Annotated in this window: 18 protein-coding genes and 3 pseudogenes; 4 read left to right on the top strand and 17 right to left on the bottom strand. The window is 68.7% G+C overall.

Annotated features, from left to right (window positions below; all coding sequences use genetic code 11):
• Positions 1-14: 14 nt before the first annotated feature.
• From G6N20_RS14880 to G6N20_RS14850, 8 genes and pseudogenes are all read right to left on the bottom strand, one after another.
• Positions 15-2,195, bottom strand: coding sequence for an AAA family ATPase (locus tag G6N20_RS14880; protein WP_083046684.1), 2,181 nt, complete (start codon positions 2,193-2,195; stop codon positions 15-17).
• Positions 2,192-3,052: a CDP-diacylglycerol--serine O-phosphatidyltransferase gene (gene pssA / locus G6N20_RS14875; protein ID WP_083046593.1), complete on the bottom strand. Its 861-nt coding sequence runs from the start codon at positions 3,050-3,052 to the stop codon at positions 2,192-2,194. Before pssA ends, G6N20_RS14880 begins: the two co-directional genes overlap by 4 nt.
• Positions 3,049-3,771 (bottom strand): phosphatidylserine decarboxylase, encoded by a 723-nt coding sequence (locus tag G6N20_RS14870; RefSeq protein ID WP_083046594.1) that lies wholly within the window; start codon positions 3,769-3,771, stop codon positions 3,049-3,051. Before G6N20_RS14870 ends, pssA begins: the two co-directional genes overlap by 4 nt.
• Positions 3,772-3,855: 84 nt before the next feature.
• Positions 3,856-5,052 carry a molybdopterin molybdotransferase MoeA gene (gene moeA / locus G6N20_RS14865; protein ID WP_083046685.1) on the bottom strand — a complete coding sequence of 399 codons (1,197 nt, stop codon included), beginning with the start codon at positions 5,050-5,052 and terminating at the stop codon, positions 3,856-3,858.
• 29 nt (positions 5,053-5,081) lie between these two features.
• A pseudogene (locus tag G6N20_RS22265) lies at positions 5,082-5,168 on the bottom strand (hypothetical protein); the annotation flags it as partial.
• Positions 5,169-5,227: 59 nt separating this feature from the next.
• Positions 5,228-5,626, bottom strand: a complete 399-nt coding sequence (locus tag G6N20_RS14860) for a type II toxin-antitoxin system VapC family toxin (RefSeq protein WP_083046686.1) — start codon at positions 5,624-5,626, stop codon at positions 5,228-5,230.
• A gap of 92 nt (positions 5,627-5,718) precedes the next feature.
• A pseudogene (locus G6N20_RS14855) lies at positions 5,719-5,889 on the bottom strand (type II toxin-antitoxin system Phd/YefM family antitoxin); the annotation flags it as partial.
• A gap of 192 nt (positions 5,890-6,081) precedes the next feature.
• Positions 6,082-6,642 carry a hypothetical protein gene (locus tag G6N20_RS14850; protein ID WP_083046596.1) on the bottom strand — a complete coding sequence of 187 codons (561 nt, stop codon included), beginning with the start codon at positions 6,640-6,642 and terminating at the stop codon, positions 6,082-6,084.
• A 111-nt stretch (positions 6,643-6,753) separates the two neighbouring features.
• Between G6N20_RS14850 and G6N20_RS14845 the strand changes: the two are divergent.
• Both G6N20_RS14845 and groL read left to right on the top strand, forming a co-directional pair.
• Positions 6,754-6,957, top strand: a pseudogene (locus G6N20_RS14845) (HAD hydrolase-like protein); the annotation flags it as partial.
• A gap of 296 nt (positions 6,958-7,253) precedes the next feature.
• Positions 7,254-8,876 carry a chaperonin GroEL gene (gene groL, locus G6N20_RS14840; protein ID WP_083046597.1) on the top strand — a complete coding sequence of 541 codons (1,623 nt, stop codon included), beginning with the start codon at positions 7,254-7,256 and terminating at the stop codon, positions 8,874-8,876.
• Positions 8,877-8,949: 73 nt separating this feature from the next.
• Here groL and G6N20_RS14835 read toward each other — a convergent pair whose 3' ends face one another.
• Both G6N20_RS14835 and G6N20_RS14830 read right to left on the bottom strand, forming a co-directional pair.
• On the bottom strand, positions 8,950-9,405 hold the full coding sequence (locus tag G6N20_RS14835; RefSeq protein WP_083046598.1) for a hypothetical protein: 456 nt from the start codon (positions 9,403-9,405) through the stop codon (positions 8,950-8,952).
• Between the two features lie 22 nt (positions 9,406-9,427).
• Positions 9,428-10,927: a PPE family protein gene (locus tag G6N20_RS14830; protein ID WP_083046599.1), complete on the bottom strand. Its 1,500-nt coding sequence runs from the start codon at positions 10,925-10,927 to the stop codon at positions 9,428-9,430.
• A gap of 144 nt (positions 10,928-11,071) precedes the next feature.
• Between G6N20_RS14830 and G6N20_RS14825 the strand changes: the two genes are divergently transcribed.
• A complete protein-coding gene (locus G6N20_RS14825) occupies positions 11,072-11,587 on the top strand; it encodes a mycothiol transferase (protein ID WP_083046600.1) in 516 nt (171 codons plus the stop codon).
• Positions 11,588-11,596: 9 nt separating this feature from the next.
• Positions 11,597-12,472 carry a hypothetical protein gene (locus G6N20_RS14820; RefSeq protein WP_083046601.1) on the top strand — a complete coding sequence of 292 codons (876 nt, stop codon included), beginning with the start codon at positions 11,597-11,599 and terminating at the stop codon, positions 12,470-12,472.
• 84 nt (positions 12,473-12,556) lie between these two features.
• Here the strand turns inward: G6N20_RS14820 and G6N20_RS14815 are convergent, their stop codons facing one another.
• Genes G6N20_RS14815 through G6N20_RS14785 form a run of 7 tightly spaced genes read right to left on the bottom strand, consistent with a single transcriptional unit; the run spans position 12,557 to position 20,813 of the window.
• On the bottom strand, positions 12,557-13,252 hold the full coding sequence (locus tag G6N20_RS14815; protein ID WP_083046602.1) for an anti-sigma factor: 696 nt from the start codon (positions 13,250-13,252) through the stop codon (positions 12,557-12,559).
• Between the two features lie 27 nt (positions 13,253-13,279).
• A complete protein-coding gene (locus tag G6N20_RS14810) occupies positions 13,280-13,843 on the bottom strand; it encodes a sigma-70 family RNA polymerase sigma factor (RefSeq protein WP_083046603.1) in 564 nt (187 codons plus the stop codon).
• 48 nt (positions 13,844-13,891) lie between these two features.
• Positions 13,892-14,662, bottom strand: a complete 771-nt coding sequence (locus G6N20_RS14805) for a DUF1295 domain-containing protein (protein WP_142271903.1) — start codon at positions 14,660-14,662, stop codon at positions 13,892-13,894.
• An 8-nt stretch (positions 14,663-14,670) separates the two neighbouring features.
• Positions 14,671-15,933 (bottom strand): class I SAM-dependent methyltransferase, encoded by a 1,263-nt coding sequence (locus G6N20_RS14800; RefSeq protein WP_083046605.1) that lies wholly within the window; start codon positions 15,931-15,933, stop codon positions 14,671-14,673.
• Complete coding sequence (locus G6N20_RS14795; RefSeq protein WP_179961478.1) at positions 15,930-16,634, bottom strand: DUF1365 domain-containing protein; 705 nt, start codon at positions 16,632-16,634, stop codon at positions 15,930-15,932. Before G6N20_RS14795 ends, G6N20_RS14800 begins: the two co-directional genes overlap by 4 nt.
• Complete coding sequence (locus tag G6N20_RS14790) at positions 16,628-17,935, bottom strand: NAD(P)/FAD-dependent oxidoreductase (RefSeq protein ID WP_083046607.1); 1,308 nt, start codon at positions 17,933-17,935, stop codon at positions 16,628-16,630. Before G6N20_RS14790 ends, G6N20_RS14795 begins: the two co-directional genes overlap by 7 nt.
• Before the next feature lie 46 nt (positions 17,936-17,981).
• Positions 17,982-20,813, bottom strand: coding sequence for an MMPL/RND family transporter (locus G6N20_RS14785; RefSeq protein WP_083046687.1), 2,832 nt, complete (start codon positions 20,811-20,813; stop codon positions 17,982-17,984).
• Positions 20,814-20,843 lie beyond the last annotated feature (30 nt).

The raw sequence follows: 20,843 nt of genomic DNA, 5'->3' as shown, positions 1-20,843 counted from the left end.
GTGCGCGGGGACGGTCACAAGACCTTGGCGGCGAACGCGCGCAGCGACTGCACCTGCAGCGGATCCAGCGACGGGCGCACGGTTTCGCGCGCCGAAGCCAGGTCGGCCGCGGTGACATCGGCGGCGTCGATCGACCGGCGCATCGCGGCGAGGGCGGCCTCCCGCAGCAGCGCCACACAGTCGGCACCGCTGTAACCGTCCAGGCCGGCCGCCACCTCGTCCAAATCCACATCGGCGGCCAGCGGGATGGACCTGCCCGCGGTGCGCAGGATTTCCCGGCGGGCCGCAGCGTCGGGCGGTTCGACGAACACCAGCCGTTCCAGCCGGCCCGGGCGCAGCAGCGCCGGGTCGATCAGATCGGGCCGGTTGGTTGCGCCCAGGACGACCACGTCCCGCAGCGGGTCGATGCCGTCCAGCTCGGTCAGCAGCGCGGCCACCACCCGATCGGAAACCCCCGAGTCGAAGCTCTGCCCGCGCCGCGGCGCCAGCGCGTCCACCTCGTCGAGAAACACCAGCGACGGCGCCGAATCGCGGGCCCTGCCAAAGAGTTCACGCACCGCCTTTTCCGAGCTGCCCACCCACTTGTCCATCAGCTCGGAGCCCTTGACCGCGTGCACGCTGAGCTGCCCGGTGCTGGCCAGCGCGCGGACCACATACGTCTTGCCGCAGCCCGGCGGGCCGTACAGCAGCACCCCGCGTGGCGGGTCCACCCCCAACCGGGCGAAGGTGTCCGGGTGCTGTAGCGGCCACAGCAACGTCTCGGTCAAGGCCTGTTTGGCCGCGGCCATGTCACCGACATCGTCGAGCGAGACGCTGCCCACGTTGACTTCCTCGCTGCCCGTCCGGGACAGTGGCCGGATCACCGAGAGCGCACCGAGCAGGTCGTCCTGGCTGAGCCGTGGCGGTTGGCCGTCCGCGCTGGCCCGCGACGCGGCCCGCAGCGCCGCCTCGCGCATCAGCGCCGCCAGGTCGGCAACAACGAAACCCGGTGTGCGGGAGGCAATCTCGTCGAAGTTGAGCTCGCCGGTGGGCACCGGCTTCAGCAGCGCCTCCAGCAGCGCCTTGCGGGTGGCGGCATCGGGCAGCGGCAGACCGAGCTCCCGGTCGCACAGGTCGGGCGCGCGCAGCCGGGAATCGAGCTGGTCGGGTCGCGCGGAGGTGGCGATCAGCGCGACGCCGTCGGTGGCCACCGCCCGACGCAGCTCGGTGAGGATGAGCGCGGCCACCGGCTCCGCGGACTCCGGCAGCAAGGCGTCGACGTCGGTGATCAGCAGCACCCCGCCGCCCTCCCGACCTGACCCGCGGACCGTCGTCACCGCCGACGTCACGGTCTTGAGCCGGTCGTCGGCGGCCAGCGCGCCCACCGCCGGCCCGTCCAGCTCGACCAGCCTGCGGCCGGCGCACACCGCGCGCACCAAAGTCACCTTGCCCACGCCGGCCGGACCCGACACCAGCACACCCAGGTTGGTGCCCGCACCCAAGGCCTTCAGCAGATGCGGCTCGTCGAGGGCAAGCTTGAGCCATTCGGTGAGCTTGGCGGCCTGCGGCTGGGCGCCCTTGAGCTCCTCGACCTGAATCTCCGGGCTGGCCACGCCGACCGGCCCGGACGGGGCCTGGCAGGAGATGCCGGCGCCCCAGCTGACCAGCGAGTTCGGCTGGACACTGACCGGTCCCGGTGGGTCGACGCCGGTGACGGTGAGAAGCTCGGAGGTCCAGCTGATCCCGACGGCGGAGGCCAACGCGCGGCTGGCGGCCGATGTCGAGGTGCCGGGGCCCAGGTCGCGGGGCAGCAGCGACACCGCGTCACCGACCGTCATGACCTTGCCGAGCAGCGCCTGCCGCAGGGTAGCCGGCGACAGCGACTGGGTGGCCAGCACCGAACCGCTGAGCGTCACCGAGCGTGCGCCGTAGACGGTGACCGCGCTGACGATCACCGCGCTACCCTCCCGCAGCCCGGCGTTGGACAGCGTCACGTCGTCCAGCAACGCGGTGCCGACCGGGATGTCCTGGGCCGCCATGCCCGCGACCGCCGCCGTGGTGCGAGACCCGGTGAGCGACACCGCGTCCCACTCGCGGATGCCGAGGGCGGCGATGGCGCTGGGGTGCAACCGGACGACGCCGCGGCGCGAGTCGACGGCCGAGGTGTTCAGCCGGGCGGTGAGGGTGAGTTGGCGGGCCGGGTCGGGGTGGGTCACGGCCGCCCGCCCGGCTTGCGCAGCCCCAGCCGCGCCATCGACCGGCGGTGTGGGTGTGCCCGGCGGATCGCGCGCCGCGCGGCGCGCCGCTGCTTGGGTTTGTCGGCCCACACCTCGGGGTGTCGCGCCAGCCAGCGCTTGCTGCGCACCGCGAACGGGATATGGCAGACGTAGGCGATGATGATCACCCAGATCAAGATGTAGGGCGCCAGCACCGCGGCCGCCGCGAAAATCGCCAGCACCGCCAGCAGCGCAGCGGCCAGGTTCGGCGGCACCGACACGGTGTGGATCTTCTTCATCGGGATCGCGCTGACCATGAGGATCGACGTCCCCGTCACCCAGATGCACAGGAACCACACCGAGGTCCACCAGCCCTCGCCGAACTGCAATTTGAGGGCCAGCAGCCCGATCATCGAGACGGCGCCCGCCGGCGCGGGCATGCCGACGAAGAATTCCCGGGCGTAGGCGGGCTGGGTGCCGTCGTCCTGCAGCGCGTTGTACCGCGCCAACCGCAGCACCACGCACACCGCGTACAGCAGCACCACCATCCAACCGACCGGCCATGTCGACAACATCGTCACGTAGAGCACCAGCGCGGGTGTCACCCCGAAGTTCACCGCGTCGGCCAGCGAGTCGATCTCGGCGCCCATCCGCGACTGGGCGTCCAGGATGCGGGCCACCCGGCCGTCCAGTCCGTCGAGGATGGCGGCCACCACGATCAGCGCCATCGCGGTCACCGGCTTTTGCTCGAGGGCAAACTTGATCGAGGTCAATCCCGCGCAGATGGACACCACCGTCATCGCGCTGGGCAGGATCTGCAGGTTCACCGCCCGCCGGCCGCGGGGCTTGTTGATCATGGCAGCTCAGCCAGCACGGTCTCGCCGGCGAGTGCCCGTTGGCCGACCAGCACCAGCGGTTCCGCTCCCGGCGGCAGGTAGGTGTCCAACCGCGAGCCGAACCGGATCAGGCCGTAGCTGTCGCCGATCGATAGCTTGTCCCCGACGTGGGCGTCGCACACGATGCGGCGCGCCACCAGCCCGGCGATCTGCACGGCGACCACCTCGGCGCCGCCGGTCGTCCGGATGCGCACGCTGGTGCGCTCGTTGTCGGTGCTCGCCGAGGCCAGATCCGCCGACCCGAAGCGGCCCGGCCGGTGTTGCACGGCGATCACCTCCCCGCTGACCGGGGCGCGTTGCACGTGGGCATCCCAGATCGACAGGAAGATGCTCACGCGGGGCAGCGCAGCAGCACCCATGCTCAGCTCGGCGGGCGGGGCCGCGGTGTCGACGACGCAGATCACGCCGTCGGCGGGCGCGACGATGACGCCCGGCCTGGCGGGCGGTACCCGCCGGGGGTGGCGGAAGAAGCCCGCGCAGGCACCCGCCGCCAGCAGGCCCGCCGTGCGCAGCGACCGGCAGCGGTATCCGACGGCGGCGACAGCCAGGCCCGCGGTGATGAACGGGCGCCCGGCCGGGTGAATCGGGGGAATCGTGGACCGCACCAGCGTTAGTAGGTGCTGCGGGCTGAGGGTCTGGTCCGGAGAGGACGGCCCGGAGGGGCGGGGGCGTCGTGCCACGCGGCCATCTTACGGAGCGCCGCGGCGGCGGGTGGGCGCACGCCAATCCGGCCGTATCGGCTTGGTGAACGCCCAGCCCTTGGGTCACGTCAGATCCCAGACTTCCACCCGCGCTCCGGCGGGCACCGCCACGACGTCCTCGGGAATGTCCAGCAGGCAGTTGGCCCACGCCAGCCAGCGCAGATGGTGCGACGCCGGCGGTCCATAGCCGGTGACCGAGCCGGTAGCCGGGTCGAACACGCCGCGCTGGAACTGCCGCTTCCCCGGCGGTGACGTCAAACCTTCGGCCAGTACCGCGCTGCGGTGCGTGCGGTGCGGCCGCGGCAGCCCCATCGCGGTGCGCAGTGCTGGCCGGATGAACACCTCGAATGACACCAGCGCGCTGACCGGGTTGCCCGGAAGGGCGACAATCGGGGTGCGGTCGATGGTTCCCGCCCCTTGGGGTTTACCGGGCTGCATGGCGACGTTGACGAATTCGACCGAGCCGTCGCGCAGGGCTTCCTTGACAACTTCGTAGGCGCCGGCGCTGACGCCACCGGTGGTGATGATGAGGTCGGCCGCACCGGAATGGGCGTTCAGCACGCGGCGGAACTCGTCGACGTCGTCGCCGGTCATCGGCGCCTCGACGACATCGGCGCCGGCTTCGCGCACCGCGGCGGCCAGCATCACGGCGTTGGACTCGTAGATCTGGCCCCACTTCAGCGGCCTTCCGGGCTGGACGAGCTCGGCTCCGGTGGACATGACGAGCACCCGCTGCCGCGGGAACACCGGCAGCTCGGTCAGCCCCAACGCCGCGGCCAGCCCAAGCGTTGCGGGAGTGACGGGCTGCCCGCGCCGCAGCACGGTCATGCCCGCGCCGACGTCCTCGCCGGCGCGACGGATATGCTGACCGGGTTTGGCGGAAACTCGGATGGTCACGGTATGCAACCCCGCGTCGGTGGCCTCGACCGGCACCACCGCCGTCGCGCCGGCGGGCACGGCGGCGCCGGTCATGATCCGATGCGCGGTGCCCGGTTGCAGCGTCAGGTCGTCGGTGCGGCCGGCCGGGATGTCCTCGGCGACCGGTAACGACACCGGGCGCTCGCCCGATGCCTGCGCCACGTCGTCGGCGAGCACGGCGTAGCCGTCCATCGCGGAGTTGTCGAACGTCGGTAATGGCACCGCCGCGACGACGTCGTCGGCCAGCGCCAGCCCCGCCGCGTCGGTGAGCGGGAGCTTGACCGCGGGGCGGGGCTGAATCAGCTGTGCGACGACGCGCTGATGTTCGTGGACGGAACGCACCCGGCCATTATGCGGGTGCAGCCTCGCGATCACACCGGACAGACGACGCCGGTCAACTCCTCGGACACCCGCCAGAGCCGCAATTGCAGCTGCTCGTCGTGTGACTGCTTGCTGGAATGTCGGTCGACCTCGCGGTGCGCAGCCAGGCGATCAGCCCTCCGGTGGAGCGGAATCGTTATCCCACCGGATCGGTGATCCGGAACCCGATCGCCGCAGCCACTGACTTCATCGTCGTGTCGTGCGTGACGACGGCGAGGTCCTCGAGGCCGGAGCGCAACGCCGACGCGAGGTGAATGGCGTCGAGTGTGCGGATATGAGGGATGATTGCTTCCGCCTCCTGCAATACGGCGTGGTCGAGCGGGATCGTGTCGACGTAGTCCAGAACCTGGTCGCGGACGGTGACGGGCAAGCTCTCCCGCCGAAGGACCCGAGTGATCTCGGTTCTGAGGATGCGCGAGGAAACGACGCGATCATCGTCTCGCCCGGTCGTGCTGTCGAACCATTGGGCCGCTGACGACGAATGGCCCAGAACGATGCGTACCGCGACGGAGCTGTCGAGATAGTAGTACGTCACCACGGGCCCTTTTCTTCGTTGAGCAGCTCATCGATTGTCGATGCCGTGGTGAGGTCATGCCGGGCGATTGTGCGAGTCTGTGCGGGCCCACTGGCTTTCCGGGGAATGAGCGTGGCCGACGAGACGGCAGGAACGATCGTTCCGATCCGATGGTTGTGGCGGGTCAGCACGTATGGCTCGCCCCCTTCGAGGTCGGCGATCATGGCAGCGGGGTTCTGGCGCAGCTCACCGACGGAGATCGACTTCATGGGGCCAGAGTACAAGAAAATTGTCTACTGTTGTCTACCCTATTCGTTGTGGGCACGCGCGGCCGGCCCGCGAGCAGGCGCACACCGAATCCTCGGCTCGACCCCGCCCGTCCGATTACCTGATACCGCAACGCCGGTAATCGTGGCCCGGAGAATCTGCCACGCATCTGGTAGCGCGAACTCGATGCCGCAGACCGAAGGTGATCGTTAGGTGGCCCGCGTCAACGACCACGCCGTGAAGAACTCGGTGCCGCCGCCCATATCCGAATTGAACGATCCTTCGGCACGGTCGCCCGATCGGCGGATCGTGCCCTGTCCACCAGCGATGTCAAACGCCCGCTGCGGGAGTTCGGGGTGCGCCCAGGTGATTGCGAAGCTGTCCGAGCTGACGTTGCCCTTCAGGACCAGCTCGCCGGCGACAACCGTGCCCGGGCAGCTGGTTTCGACCAGGGTCAGCGTAGCCTTGCCGGCCAGCGCGTCGTCCTTTCCCGAAAAGGTGACGTCGCCGTCCCACACCGCGTAGCAGATCGGGCCATAGTGCCCCTCGATATGCACGGTTCCGCCCCAGTGCGACGCAGCATCGCCGTCGGGTGTGCCGGTGGTGGTCGCGCGCACTATGCATCTCGGGTCGAGGGTCGTGGTGGGCGTAGCACCAGGCGGCAAAGTCATTGTGGTCGGGCAATCCGGTTCCGCGGTGTCCGGGGCACCGCACGCGGCGATGCTGGTCAGCAGCAGCGTCGCCGCGAGCCAATGCCAGTGTCGACTCATAGCGCCTCCCGGGCCACGGATGTCGGTTCTCGTATCGGGCACCAGCCCAAACGATAGCGGAGACCCCGATCACCGCGTTGCCGCGTCGCCCTGGGTGGCCGACAGACGGTCCCCGATCAGGTGGTCATGGTCGGCGACGACCTGCACAACGACGTGCTGGCTGCTCAGGCGGTCGGGATGACGGGCGTGCTGGTGCGCACCGGCAAGTTCCGCCAGGACACGCTCGACCGCTGGACCGCCGACCCGGCCGCTGCGAAGCCGGATCATGTCGTCGACTCGGTGGCGGATCTGCCGGAGTTCCTTGAGCTGGGCTGATCCCACGGGATGCATCGTCGCCGGGCGGGGCCTGATGGCCCGGCTCCTCCTCACCCCGCTACGCGGGCTGCATCGTCGCCGGGCGCCTTGCACTCGGCATAGGCGAGTGCTAAGAATGACGTTGGCACTCGCCACCGGCGAGTGCTAGGTCGGGACGGTGAGACTGGGCCGTGTCGTCGCGGACGATGGCTGCTTGGTCGTCCGTCGCGGGCACTGCGCCCGGCCAGCGTAAGTAACGGGGTTGTCGGCACCCGGTGACCCCAGTTTCATTCCCAATCCGGAGGAATCACTTCGCAATGGCCAAGACAATTGCGTACGACGAAGAGGCCCGCCGCGGCCTGGAGCGGGGTCTGAACGCCCTCGCCGACGCGGTCAAGGTGACGTTGGGCCCTAAGGGCCGCAACGTCGTGCTGGAGAAGAAGTGGGGTGCCCCCACGATCACCAACGATGGCGTGTCCATCGCCAAGGAGATCGAGCTGGAGGACCCGTACGAGAAGATCGGCGCCGAGCTGGTCAAGGAGGTCGCCAAGAAGACCGACGACGTCGCCGGCGACGGCACCACCACCGCCACGGTGTTGGCCCAGGCGCTGGTCCGGGAGGGCCTGCGCAACGTCGCGGCCGGTGCCAACCCGCTCGGTCTCAAGCGCGGCATCGAGAAGGCGGTGGAGAAGGTCACCGAGACCCTGCTCAAGGGCGCCAAGGAGGTCGAGACCAAGGAGCAGATCGCGGCCACCGCGGCCATCTCCGCCGGCGACCAGTCGATCGGTGACCTGATCGCCGAGGCGATGGACAAGGTCGGCAACGAGGGCGTCATCACCGTCGAGGAGTCCAACACCTTCGGCCTGCAACTCGAGCTCACCGAGGGCATGCGGTTCGACAAGGGCTACATCTCGGGGTACTTCGTCACCGACCCCGAGCGGCAGGAGGCGGTCCTGGAGGACCCCTACATCCTGCTGGTCAGCTCCAAAGTGTCCACCGTCAAGGACCTGTTGCCGCTGCTGGAGAAGGTCATCCAGGCCGGCAAGCCGCTGCTGATCATCGCCGAGGACGTCGAGGGCGAGGCGCTATCCACGCTGGTGGTCAACAAGATCCGCGGCACCTTCAAGTCGGTGGCCGTCAAGGCCCCCGGCTTCGGCGACCGCCGCAAGGCGATGCTGCAGGACATGGCCATCCTCACCGGTGGTCAAGTCATCAGCGAAGAGGTCGGGCTGACGCTGGAAAACACCGACCTGAGCCTGCTCGGCAAGGCCCGCAAGGTCGTGGTCACCAAGGACGAGACCACCATCGTCGAGGGAGCGGGTGACACCGACGCCATCGCCGGGCGGGTGGCCCAGATCCGTCAGGAGATCGAGAACAGCGACTCCGACTATGACCGCGAGAAGCTGCAGGAGCGACTGGCCAAGCTGGCCGGCGGCGTTGCGGTGATCAAGGCCGGCGCCGCCACCGAGGTGGAGCTCAAAGAGCGCAAACACCGCATCGAGGACGCGGTGCGCAACGCCAAAGCAGCCGTCGAGGAGGGCATCGTCGCCGGCGGCGGTGTCACGCTGCTGCAGGCGGCTCCGGCGCTCGACGAGCTCAAGCTCGAGGGCGACGAGGCCACCGGGGCCAACATCGTCAAGGTCGCGCTGGAGGCCCCGCTGAAGCAGATCGCGTTCAACTCCGGCCTGGAGCCCGGTGTGGTGGCCGAGAAGGTGCGTAACCTGCCGGCGGGCCACGGGCTCAACGCCCAGACCGGTGTTTACGAGGATCTGTTGGCCGCCGGCGTTGCCGACCCGGTCAAGGTGACCCGCTCGGCGCTGCAGAACGCGGCGTCCATCGCGGGGCTGTTCCTGACTACCGAGGCGGTGGTGGCCGACAAGCCGGAGAAGGAGAAGGCCTCCGTTCCCGGTGGTGGCGACATGGGCGGCATGGACTTCTAGTCCGAAGTTCCCCGTCCATCACCCGCGAAAGAGCCCGGTCCCGTTGTGGGCCGGGCTCTTTGGCGTGCGACGGTTAGGCCGGCCCCGCTGGCTCGCTGAACACCACGCAGTCGTGCAGACAGCCCCTGGCCGCCGCGGGCGAGTCGGGGTCCGCCTCCCGGTGCAGCAGCGCACGGGTGGGCACCACGGCGCACCGCGCGGTCTCGTCGTCGGCGTCGGGCTCGGCCTGGGCTCGGCCGTCGACGATCAGTGAGTAGCCGCCCGGCTCGGGCGGTGGCCACAGCAGGGTGACCTCGATGCGGTCGGCGAGGTTCTGGCGAGTGCGGCCCCCGATGAGCCCAACATCGAGCATGGCCCGGGGCCCGTCCGGACCGGCGGGCAGATCACGCAGCACCGGTCGCACCGTCACCGTGTGCACCCGGTAGGCGTCATCGACGGTGATCAGGTAGGCGAACGGGTAGTCGGTCACGGCTGCGGCCAGTCGCTTGAGGTCGACCCGCTTCCCGGTCTTGGCGCCCTTGCCGGTCATGAGCTTCCAGCATAGGGCGCGGCTAGTCCGAACGGATCGGCAGCCTGATCACCGTAGCGGACTCGTCGGGCTCGCGGTCACTGGACGGGTAGAAGTTCGACTTCGGGATGCCCGAGCCGGGGGTCGGCGGGTTAGCCGGATTGGCCGGGTTACCAATGGGCCCGTCACGGGTGGCGTTACGGACACTCGACTCGTTGCTGCCCGAATTGAAGAAGCCGGTGTAGCCGGCACCGCGCAGCGCCGCGTTGGCGCCCGGGCCACCGCCCGCGCCGGCCGCGTTGCCGCCGGCCACGTCGCCGCCGCCAGTCACCGCGGCGGCCGGGGCGGCGACGGGCGGGGTGGCCGATCCCGCGCCCAGGGCGTTGACCAGCCCGGGGTTGAAGCCGCCCGTTCCCGCCAGGGCCGAGCCGAGGATGCCCGAGGTCGCCACGCTCAACCCGCCGGTGGCGTAGCGGGCGGAATCGACCAAGCCGGCGTCCATGCTCACCGCGCCGGCCATGCCGTGAATCCCCGAGTTCCAGAAGCCGGCGTAGCCGGTGCCGGCATTGCCGAAGCCGGTGTTAACGCTCCCCGAGTTCCCGAACCCGGCGTTGAGGCTGCCCGAATTGCCGATGCCGATGTTTCCGCTGCCGGAGTTGAAGAAGCCGATGTTACCGGTGCCCGAGTTCCCGAAGCCGATGTTTCCGCTGCCGGAGTTGAAGCCGCCGAAGCCGATCTGATTGTTACCGGTAATCCCAACCCCGATGTCGCCGCTGCCGCTAATGCCCAACCCGAGGTTGGTGTTGCCGAGGTTGCCGAAGCCGAAGTTGCTGCTGCCGGTGTTGCCGCCACCGATGTTGCCACTGCCGGTGTTTCCGGTACCGATGTTGCTATTGCCGGTGTTTCCGACACCGAAGTTGTTGTTGCCGATGTTGTTGATGCCGATGTTGCCGCTGCCGACGTTGCCGAAGCCCAGGTTGAAGGTGCCGTTCTTGCCGATGTCGATGCCGAGGTTTCGCAGCACCTGCTGCCAGGGCGCCAGTTGGGCAGCGGCCGCCGACGCACCCGCGTGGTAGGCCGCCATCGCCGACACGTCCAACGCCCACATCTGCTCGTACGCGGCCTCGATGTCCATGATCGCCGGCGTGTTGAACCCCAAAAAGTTCGTGGCCGCCAGCACCTGGAGCAGTCCGCGGTTGGCCGCCACCACCGCCGGCTGCACCGTGGCCGCCAGGGCTGCCTCGAACGCCGACGCCGTGGCCGCGGCCTGGATGGCCGCCTGTTCCGCCTGAGCCGCCGCCGCCGTGAGCCACGCCATGTACTGGGTGGCGACGGCCATCATCGCCGCCGCCGACGGACCCAGCCAGGAACCACTGGTCAGTTCGGACGTCACCGAGCTGAACGACGCCACCGACGACGCCAACTCCTCGGCCAAGCCGTTCCAGGCTGCGGCCGCGGCAAGTAGCGGTCCCGCCCCGGGACCGGCGAACATCAGTGCCGAGTTGATTTCTGGCGGCAACCACGCGAAATGCGGGTTTGTCACCAACCCAAACTACCTGCCAGCGCCCGTCGGCGTGGCCATATCCGAGATCGAAATCCCGCCTTTTCCGGAGGCCGTCCGGCGCCTCCAGCGGCCCAGGCCGGAGCGGGGGAACTACGATCGGTGGGCACGCGTAGGGTCGCCGGTATGGCAGGCAACGCCGCGGCCGCCCGGGAACTGCTGCACGACGCGTTCACCCGATTGATCGAGCACGTCGACGAACTCACCGACGGCCTGACCGAGGAGCTGTCCAACTACCGGCCGACCCCGACTGCCAACACCATCGCGTGGTTGCTGTGGCACAGCGCCCGGGTCCAGGACGTCCAGGTGGCCCACATCGCCGGGGTCGAGCAGGCCTGGACCCGAGACGGCTGGGTGGACCGGTTCGGGCTGGACCTGCCCCGCGATGACACCGGCTACGGACACGGTGCCGACCAGGTGGCGAAGGTGCGAGCACCCGCCGACCTGTTGTCCGGCTACTACCATGCCGTCCACGATCTCACCTGTGAGTATGTCGCCGGGGTAACCGCCGAGGAGCTATCCCGCATCGTGGACACCAGCTGGGATCCGCCGGTGACCGCCAGCGTGCGGTTGGTCAGCATCATCGACGACTGCGCCCAACACCTCGGCCAGGCCGCCTACCTGCGGGGGATCGCGCAGTAGGTTTGAGGCGTGCGAGCGGTTGTCACGGTGGTGCTCTGGTGGTTCACCACGGTCGCGCTGGCGGTGGCGATCCCGGCGGCGTGGGCGCAGACCAACATCGTCGACGAGGACGGGTATGCCACGCTGGCCCGGAAAGCGGCGGGCGATCCGGCTTTGCAGTCGGCGATGGCGTCCGAGCTCGCCACCCGGGCGATGGCGCTGATCACCGATCGCCACGGGCCGCGCTACCCGATCGACAGTTCGGCGGTGCACGCCGCCGCCGCCGCGTTCACCGCCGGCCCCTCGTTTCCACCACTGTTCGCCCAGGTCAACCGGGCCGCGCACGCCTGGTTGTTCAGCGCTTCGCCCCCGGGCGGCACGGGTGCTCAGTGGTTGGTCGACCTGGCGCCGCTGCTCAACGACGATTCGCTGCGGCAGATGTTGAGCGGCTACCAGGTGCAGGCGCCCGCGACGCTGACGGTTCCGCTGACGGTCTCGGCACCGCAACCGCTGCGGCCGGGACAGCTGAGGCAGGTCGGTGTCTGGGGCCCCTGGGTGAGCATCGGCGCGGCGGCCGTCGCCGGTGTGTGCGGGCTGTTGACGCTGGTGGCCACGCGCCGCCGCGGCCGCGCGCTGACCAGCCTGGGTGTCTCGGCGCTGCTCGTCGGTGCCGGCGGGTGGGCCGTTATCGAGGTCGGCGGTCGGTATGTGGACGACGCACTCAACCACACCGCCGGTGACATCCGCCGGATGGCCGACGTGCTGGTTGGCCACGCCGAGGACGGTATGCACCTCTGGCTCAGCCTGACCCTGGTGGCCGGCGCGGCCCTGGTGATGCTGGGTGTGCTGGTCGCAGCGCTGGGAAGCCTGGTGAGCGTGCGGGGCAGGGGCGGCAGGACATCGTGAGCCCGGCCGCCATCAGATCTCACGAGCCTCAGCAGTCTCGTTAGTCACTGGGGGAGGTGATGGTCCCCCCAACCCTGATGGCGCTTAACCCAACGGCAGCTCGGCCAGGATCGGGCTGGTCGGCCGCGGCGATCCGGTGCCGGGTTCCACGGTGAACGCCAGCGCGGTCGAGTTTCCGAGGTTGGGCAGCGTCGCTTTCGTCGAGGGCGTCACCGCGGCGGTGCCCATGGTTCCCGCCGACGTGGGGCCACTGGACCCGATCAACCACATCTGATAGACGGTGCCCGGCGACGGCGGCGGCACATTGTTCATCACCAGCACACCCGCGTTGCGGTCGCGGGAGAACATCACCGTGGCCGTGCCGGTGCCCAGGGGCCGCGAGACCGTCCGCACATCCGGGGCCGCCAGGATCTGCTCGGCGACCGTCGGCGGCGTCGTTGGCCGGGTCAGCACCCCCAGACCGAACGCCCCCAGCCCCACAACGATCGCCGCCGCGGAAGCCAAAACCGCTGCACGCCACCGCGACTGGCGACCACCGCGCGGCTTGACGGCATCCAGGACGGCGTCTCGCAGGTGTGCCGGCGGTTCGGCGATGGTCGCCGCCGAGACCACCGCCATGGTCTGGCGCACCGCACGAACTTCGTCGTCGAAAGCCGCGGCGACCGGTGCCGGCGCCGCGGCGACCAGCCGGTCGATCTCGGCCCGCTCCGCCTCGGACACGGCGTCCAGGGCATATGGCGTGGCCAGCTGCAGCAGCTCGAAGTGGGTGGGCTCAGTCATGAGCGCTCCGCATCGTCGCCGGCGCGGTCATGGCACGCCCAGGCAGTTGCGCAGGCCGCGCAGCGCGTCTCGCATGCGCGATTTGATCGTCGACACGTTGGTGGCCAACCGCTGCGACACCTCGACATACGTCAGCCCGCCGTAGTAGGCCAGCTCGATGCATTCCCGCTGCGCATCGGTCAAACCGTCGAGGCATTCGGTCACCCGGCGCCGCTCGTCGCCGGCGATCGCCGACTCGGCGACCACGTCGCTGGCCGGGTCGGCGGTGGCCGCGGCGTAGCGCGATTCCCGCTGGCTGCCGGCTTGCTCGCGGCGCACCCGGTCGACGGCGCGCCGGTGTGCCATGGTCAGCAGCCAGGCCAGCGCGGAACCCTTGGCGGCGTCGAACTCCGCCGCGTTGCGCCACACCTCCAGATAGATCTCCTGGGTGGTTTCTTCGCTGTAGCCGGTATCCCGCAACACCCTGCTCACCAGCCCGTACACCCTGGACTTGGTGTGATCGTAGAACTCGGCGAACGCGGCATCGTCGCGCCGCGCGACCCGGCGCAGCACGGCGTCCAGGTCGCTGCTCACCCGCGGCGGTCCGGTCATCGACCGGTAGCCTATCGCCCGCGCGGGCCGCGGCCGACACGCCGGTGGTCATTGACGTGCCGATCTGGGTGGCCGGGGCACGAAATAGGCTGTCCGCTTTTGGTATTCGGCGAAGCCTGGACGGCCCTTCATGTACTTCTCGGTGAGTCGGGCCCCGCTCACGTCCACCAGGAAGTGGGTCATCACCAGCGGCGAGACCACGGTGGCCAACGGCACCCAGCCGGTGACCGTGATCAGCCACAGCCCCCACCAGATGCACGCGTCGCCGAAGTAATTGGGATGGCGGGTCCAGGCCCACAGGCCGCGGTCCATGATGGTTCCTCGATTGGCCGGGTCGGCCTTGAATGCCCGCAACTGCCAGTCCCCGACCGCCTCGAAGATGAGACCGACCAGCCACAGCGCCACACCCACCCCGGCGATCGGCCACAACCGCTTGGGTGTCGGTCCGGTGACCGCCGACAACTGCAGCGGAAACGAGATGAACAGCGTCAAGAAGCCCTGCAGCACGAAGACCTTGAGCACCACCTGCCAGACCGTGGCACCGCGCAGCAGGTCGGTGTAGCGGGGATCCTCACCCTTGCCGGCCGTCTTGCGGGCGATGTGCCAGCTCAGCCGCAGACCCCAGATCGACACCAGCGCCAGCAGCAGCCAGCGGCGGACCGGGTCGCCGTTGCCGAGCGCCGCGCACACTGAAGCCACCCCCACGAAGCCCACACCCCATGCCACGTCGACCACGTTGTAGCGGCCCAGCCTGTGGCCGATCACAAACGCGACCGAATGCACCACGGCCAGCGTCAAGGCCGAAGCGCCCGATACCACCGCGATGTTCACCGGTCGTCCTTACGCTCGAATGTCCACTGGTAGACGTCCAGATAGCCCGACCGGAATCCGGCCTCCGAATACGCCAGATACAGTTCCCACATCCGTCCGAACACCTCGTCGAAGCCCAACAGCGCCAACGCATCTCGGCGTTGCAGAAACCGCTCCCGCCACAGTCGCAAGGTTTCGGCGTAGTGCGGCCGCAGCGAGGCCGTGTCCACCGTGCGCAAACCGGTGCGGCGCTCGGTGATGCCGGCGATGGCCTCGGTTGACGGTAGCAGTCCGCCGGGGAAGATGTACTTCTGTATCCAGGTGTGGGTGTTGCGGGTGGCCAGCATGCGGTCGTGCGGCATGGTGATCGCCTGGATCGCCACCCGGCCACCCGGGCGCACCAGCCGTTCGAGCGTGCTGAAATACCTTGGCCATGAACGGTATCCGACGGCCTCGATCATCTCCACCGAGACCACGCTGTCATAGCAACCCCGCACGTCACGGTAGTCGCAGAGCTCGATCCGCACCAGGTCGGACAGGCCGGCCGCGGCGACCCGCCGCTGCGCCAGCCGCTGCTGCTCCACCGACAGGGTCAGCGAGCGGACGTGCGCCCCGCGGGCGGCCGCGCGGATGCACAGCTCGCCCCAGCCGGTGCCGATCTCGAGCACCCGGCTGCCGGGCCGGACCCGGGCCAGGTCGAGCAGCCGGTCGATCTTGCGGCGCTGCGCCGCGGCCAGCTCCGACCAGGATGCCGGCAGGGCACTGAACAGCGCGCACGAGTACGTCATGGTCTCGTCGAGGAACTCGGCGAACAGGTCGTTGGACAGGTCGTAATGCTCGGCGACGTTGCGGCGGGCCTGGTCTCGGGTCGGGTGTCGCCAAATCGGTTGAAAGCTCGGCGCGATCGGTCGCAGCCAGTGCAGCCAGCGCGGCACCAGGTCGGTCACCGACTCGGCGAGCACCGTCAACACCCCGGTGAGCTCGGTCGACGACCATTCCCCGGCCATGTAGGACTCGCCGAATCCGATCAGGCCGTGACGTCCGACCCGCCGGGTGAACGCGTCCGGCCGGTGGACCACCAGCGCGGGCGACATCGGGTCGGCGGCGCCCAGCACCGTGTCCTCGGGGTAGACCAGCCTCAGCGGCAGGCGGGCGGCCGCGCGACGCAGCAGCCGGTCGGCGATGGTCGCCGATACCGCGGCCAGCCGGCCGGACGGCACCTGAGCCAGCGCCGGCCAGCGCCGGTAATCGATTGCCGCCGACGGCGTTTGGACGCTCATCGGGGCACCACCGGAACTCGACGTAACCACAATGTGATCCCCTGTATCCGAATGCGGATGGCCACCACCAACGGCGCCAACGGTGAAATGAGTTGCATGAGCACCACTTGTCTGGCCGTGGCCGGTCGCCGCTGGCCGCGCAGCGTGGCCACGAATGCCTCCCGCTGCCCGCGGTGCAGCGCCACCGTGACGTCAACCTCACCGTCGGGCCGCGGCGCCCGCACCAGGTAGTAGCCGTCGACCCGATTGAACGGTGAGACGTAGAACTCCTTGGCGGTCACCACCGGCAGATCCGCCGGCGGTAGCAGGTAGGCGTGGCGCCCGCCGTAGGTGTTGTGCACCTCGGCCACCACATGACGCACCCGGCCGTCGCGGTCGTGGCACCAGAAGATGCTCAACGGGTTGAACACATACCCGAACACCCTGGCCTGCAGCAGCGCGGTGATGCGGCCGTCGGGAACCCCGACCCCGCGGGAGGTGAAGAAGGCGTCCAGCCGAGCGCGCAGCGAGTCGCGGCCCGAAGAAGGATCCGCGAAGTGGTCGTCGGCGTCAAATCGTGCGAACGGCCGCAGCCACCAGGGCAGCCGGGGCAGGTCGTCGACGTCGACATACCAGCTATAGCCGCGGTATTCGAATGAATGCCGCACCGGGACCCGTCGCGAATGCGTGATCGTGGTGCGGTAGATCGCCGGGGTCAGCACGCGACCACCGCCTTGGCCGGGGTGACGGCCGGCCAGTCGGCGCCCAGGCGGCGGGCCGCGCGCAGTCCCGAAGCGGCACCGTCCTCGTGGAATCCCCAGCCGTGGTAGGCGCCGGCGAAGACCACCCGATCGTCGTCCAGCGTCGGCAAGATGCGTTGGGCGGCAACCGACTCCGGTGTGTAGAGCGGATGGCTATAGGTCATCTCGGCGATCACCGAGCCGGGATGAACCCGGTCCTGGCCGCCGAGGGTGACCAGAAACCGGCGGGGGCCGTCGAGGCGCATCAGCCGGCTGATGTCGTAGCTGACCACCACGGCGTCGGTGCCCGGTGTCACCAGGTAGTTCCACGACGCCCGGGCGCGGCCGTGGCGGGGTAGCACCGACTGGTCGGTGTGCAGCAGGGCGCGGTTGGTCGAGTACGGGATCGCCCCCAGAACGGCCCGCTCCGCGGTGGTCGGCTCGTCGAGCAGCAACAGGGCCTGGTCGGGATGCACGGCGACGACGGCCGCGTCGAAAACCCGGGGCCCGGCGTTGCCGGCCCGCACCAGCACCCCGTCGGGCCGCCGCCGCAGCGAGTGCACCGGAGTTCGGGTGCACACCTCGTCCAGCCGCGACGCAATCGCGCGCACGTAGCTGGCCGAACCCCCGGTCACCGTGCGCCAGGTCGGTGAGCCGAACACCGACAGCATTCCGTGGTGGTCGAGGAAGACGAACAGGTAGCGGGCCGGATAGCGCAACGCATCCTCGCCGGCGCACGACCACACCGCGGCCACCAGGGGCGTGATGAAGTAGTCGACGAAATACGCCGAGAATCGGTGCCGGTGCAGGAAGGTCCGCAGGGTTTGCCGATCGTCGTCGGCACCTGCCCGCAGCAGTCGGGTGGCCGCCCGGTGGAACCGCTTGATCTCGGCGAGCATCAGCAGATGGCGCGGCCCCAGCGAGCGGCGGCAAGTAAACAGACCCCCGACGCCCCGGGCGCCGGCGTACTCCAGGCCGATGTCGTCGGCGCGCACCGACATCGACATGTCCGATTCCTGGGTGGCCACGCCCAGCTCGGCGAACAGCCGGCACAGGGTGGGATAGGTCCGGTCGTTGTGTACCAGGAACGCCGAGTCGACGCCGACGACCCGGCCGTCACCGCTGTCCAGAAAGTGGGTGTGGGCGTGGCCGCCGAGCCGGTCATCGGCCTCGTAGAGGGTGACTCGGTCCCGGCCGGACAGCACGTAGGCGGCGGTGAGGCCGGCCACGCCGCTGCCGATGACGGCTACCGAGCGCCCCGCGGGGTGAGGTGTCTGCTGCACACCCGGTATTCGCAGCCTGGCGCCCCGCGGATGGCGCGGTCTGCGGTCAGCGTTCCCCGCTCATCGCAAAGGAGCGGTCCGGCGGGCCGGTTTGGACCGGCGCCACCGGGATCCGGGCGGGCCGGGTGCGCACTCGCATCGGCCACCAGAACCACCGGCCGAGCAGCGCTGCGATGGACGGCATCATGAAGGATCGCACGATCAGCGTGTCAAACAGCAAACCCATGCCGATGGTGGTGCCCACCTGCCCGATCACCCGCAGATCGCTGACCGCCATGGACGCCATGGTGACGGCGAACACCAGTCCGGCGTTGGTGACCACCTTGCCGGTGCCGCCCATCGAACGGATGATGCCGGTGTTCAGTCCCGCGCTGATTTCCTGTTTGAACCGGGAGACCAACAGCAGGTTGTAGTCCGACCCCACCGCCAACAGGACGATGACCGACATCGCCAGCACCAGCCAGTGCAACCTGATCTCGAGAATGTGTTGCCATAACAGCACCGACAACCCAAACGAAGCACCCAACGAAAGCGCCACCGTACCCACGATGACCGCGGCGGCAACAAAGGCCCGGGTAATGAGCAGCATGATGATGAAAATCAAGCAGAGCGAAGAAATTCCCGCGATCAGAAGGTCCCATTGGGCGCCCTCGGAGATGTCGTGGAAGACGGCGGCCGTGCCGGCCAGGTAGATCTTGGCGTTCTCCAGCGGAGTTCCCTTCAGCGACTCCTCGGCCGCCGTGCGTATCGCGTTGATGCTCTTGATGCCCTCGGGCGATGCCGGATCCCCCCGGTGCAAGATAATGAACCGGGCCGCGTGCCCGTCCGGGGACAGGAAGGATTTCATGGCGCGCTGGAAGTCCTTGTTTTTGAACACGTCGGGCGGCAGGTAGAACGAGTCGTCGTTTTTGGCGGCGTCGAAAGCCTTCCCCATGGCGGTGGCGTTCTCGCTCATCTCGTCCATCTGGTTGTAGATGCCCATCATGGTGCTGTGCATGGTCAACATCTGGATCCGCATGTCTTCCATGACCTCGATCTGCGGCGGGATCTGCGCCACCATCAGCGGCATGAGCCGATCCATCTCACGCAAGTCGCCCAACAGCGTGCCGATTTGCTCGCTGAGTTTGTCGATCCCGTCCAGCGCATCGAATATCGACCGCAGCGACCAACAGATCGGAATGTCGTAACAGTGCCGTTCCCAATAGAAATAACTTCGGATTGGTCTCCAGAAATCTTCAAAATCCGCGACGTGGTCGCGCAATTCGTCGGTAATTTCCTTCATCTGCTCGGTGTCACCGACCATGCGGTGAGTGGTATCGGCCATCGCTTGCATGAGGCTGTGCATGCGAGTCAGAATCGCGATGGTCTTGGCCACGTCATCGGCCTGCTTGAGCATGTCGTCCATGCGGGCGCGCTGGTACTTCATGGTCTGCAGCTGACCGGCATTTTGCATGCTGATCTGAAACGGTATCGACGTGTGGTCCATCGTCGTCCCGTCGGGCCGGGTTATGGCCTGCACCCGAGAGATGCCCGGAACCCGGAAGACGCCCTTGACTAACCGGTCTAAGACCAGGAAATCCGCGGGATTACGCAGGTCGTGATCCGACTCGATCATGAGGATCTCCGGCTTCATCCGGGCCTGCGAGAAATGCCGATCGGCGGCGGCATAGCCCTCGTTGGCGGGTATGAAACCCGGTAGGTACGCCCGGTCGTTGTAGCTGGTCTTGTATCCGGGCAGGGCGAGCAGGCCGACCAGGGCGACGGCGCAGGCCGCGGTGAGAACGGGCAGCGGCCAGCGCACCACCACGGTTCCGACGCGCCGCCAACCGCGAACCTTGAGCAGCCGCTTGGGGTCGAAGCAGCCGAAGCGACTGCCGAGGTGCAGCACGGCCGGTCCCAGCGTCAGCGCCACCGCCACCGCGACCAGCATCCCGACCGCGCAGGGGATGCCCAGGGTCGCGAAATAGGGCATGCGGGCGAAGCTGAGGCAAAAGGTTGCCCCGGCGATGGTCAGGCCGGAGCCCAGGATGACGTGGGCGGTCCCGCGATACATGGTGTAGTAGGCCGACTCTTTGTCCTCACCGGCCTGGCGCGCCTCTTGGTAGCGCCCGATGATGAAGATGCCGTAGTCCGTGCCGGCCGCGATCGCCAGCGAGGTGAGCAGGCTGACCGCGAAGGTGGACAATCCGATGGCTCCGGTGTGCCCCAGCAGCGCCACGACCCCACGGGCGGCCGTCAATTCCATCCCGACCGTGATCAGCAGCAGAACCACGGTGACAATCGACCGGTAGACCAGCAGCAGCATCACGAAGATCACGGCGATGGTCGTCACCGTGATCCTGGCCATCGATCTGTCGCCGCTGTGGTGCATGTCGGCGGCGAGCGCCGCCGGCCCGGTGACATAGGTCTTCACCCCGGGCGGCGCCGGCGTCTGCGCGACGATCTTGCGGACCGCGTGGACGGATTCGTTGGCCAGCGGCTCACCCTGGTTTCCGCCCAGATTCAGCTGGACGTATGCGGCCTTGCCGTCGTTGCTTTGCGCCCCGGCCGCGGTGAGCGGGTCTCCCCAGAAGTCCTGGACGCTTTGCACGTGTTTGGGGTCGGCCCGCAGCTTGCGGATCAGGTCGTCGTAGTACTTGTGGGCGGCGTCGCCGAGGGGCTGGTCACCCTCGATCAGGATCATCGCCACACTGTCGGAGTTGCCCTCCTTGAACGCCTGGCCGATCTGCTTCATCGAGGCAAATGACGGCGCTTCCTTGGGGCTCAGCGACACCGAACGCTCTTGTCCGACGGCTTCCAGCGATGGGACGAACAGGGTGAGGGCGACGCAGACCGCGATCCAGCCAAGGATGATGGGCACCGCGCAGGCGTGGATCATCCTGGCGATGAATGGCTTTTCGGTTTCGGC

Source organism: Mycobacterium shinjukuense, assembly GCF_010730055.1.
GTDB lineage: Bacteria > Actinomycetota > Actinomycetes > Mycobacteriales > Mycobacteriaceae > Mycobacterium > Mycobacterium shinjukuense.
Note: the sequence above shows the minus strand (reverse complement) of the source record. Positions and strands in the feature narration are given on the sequence as shown.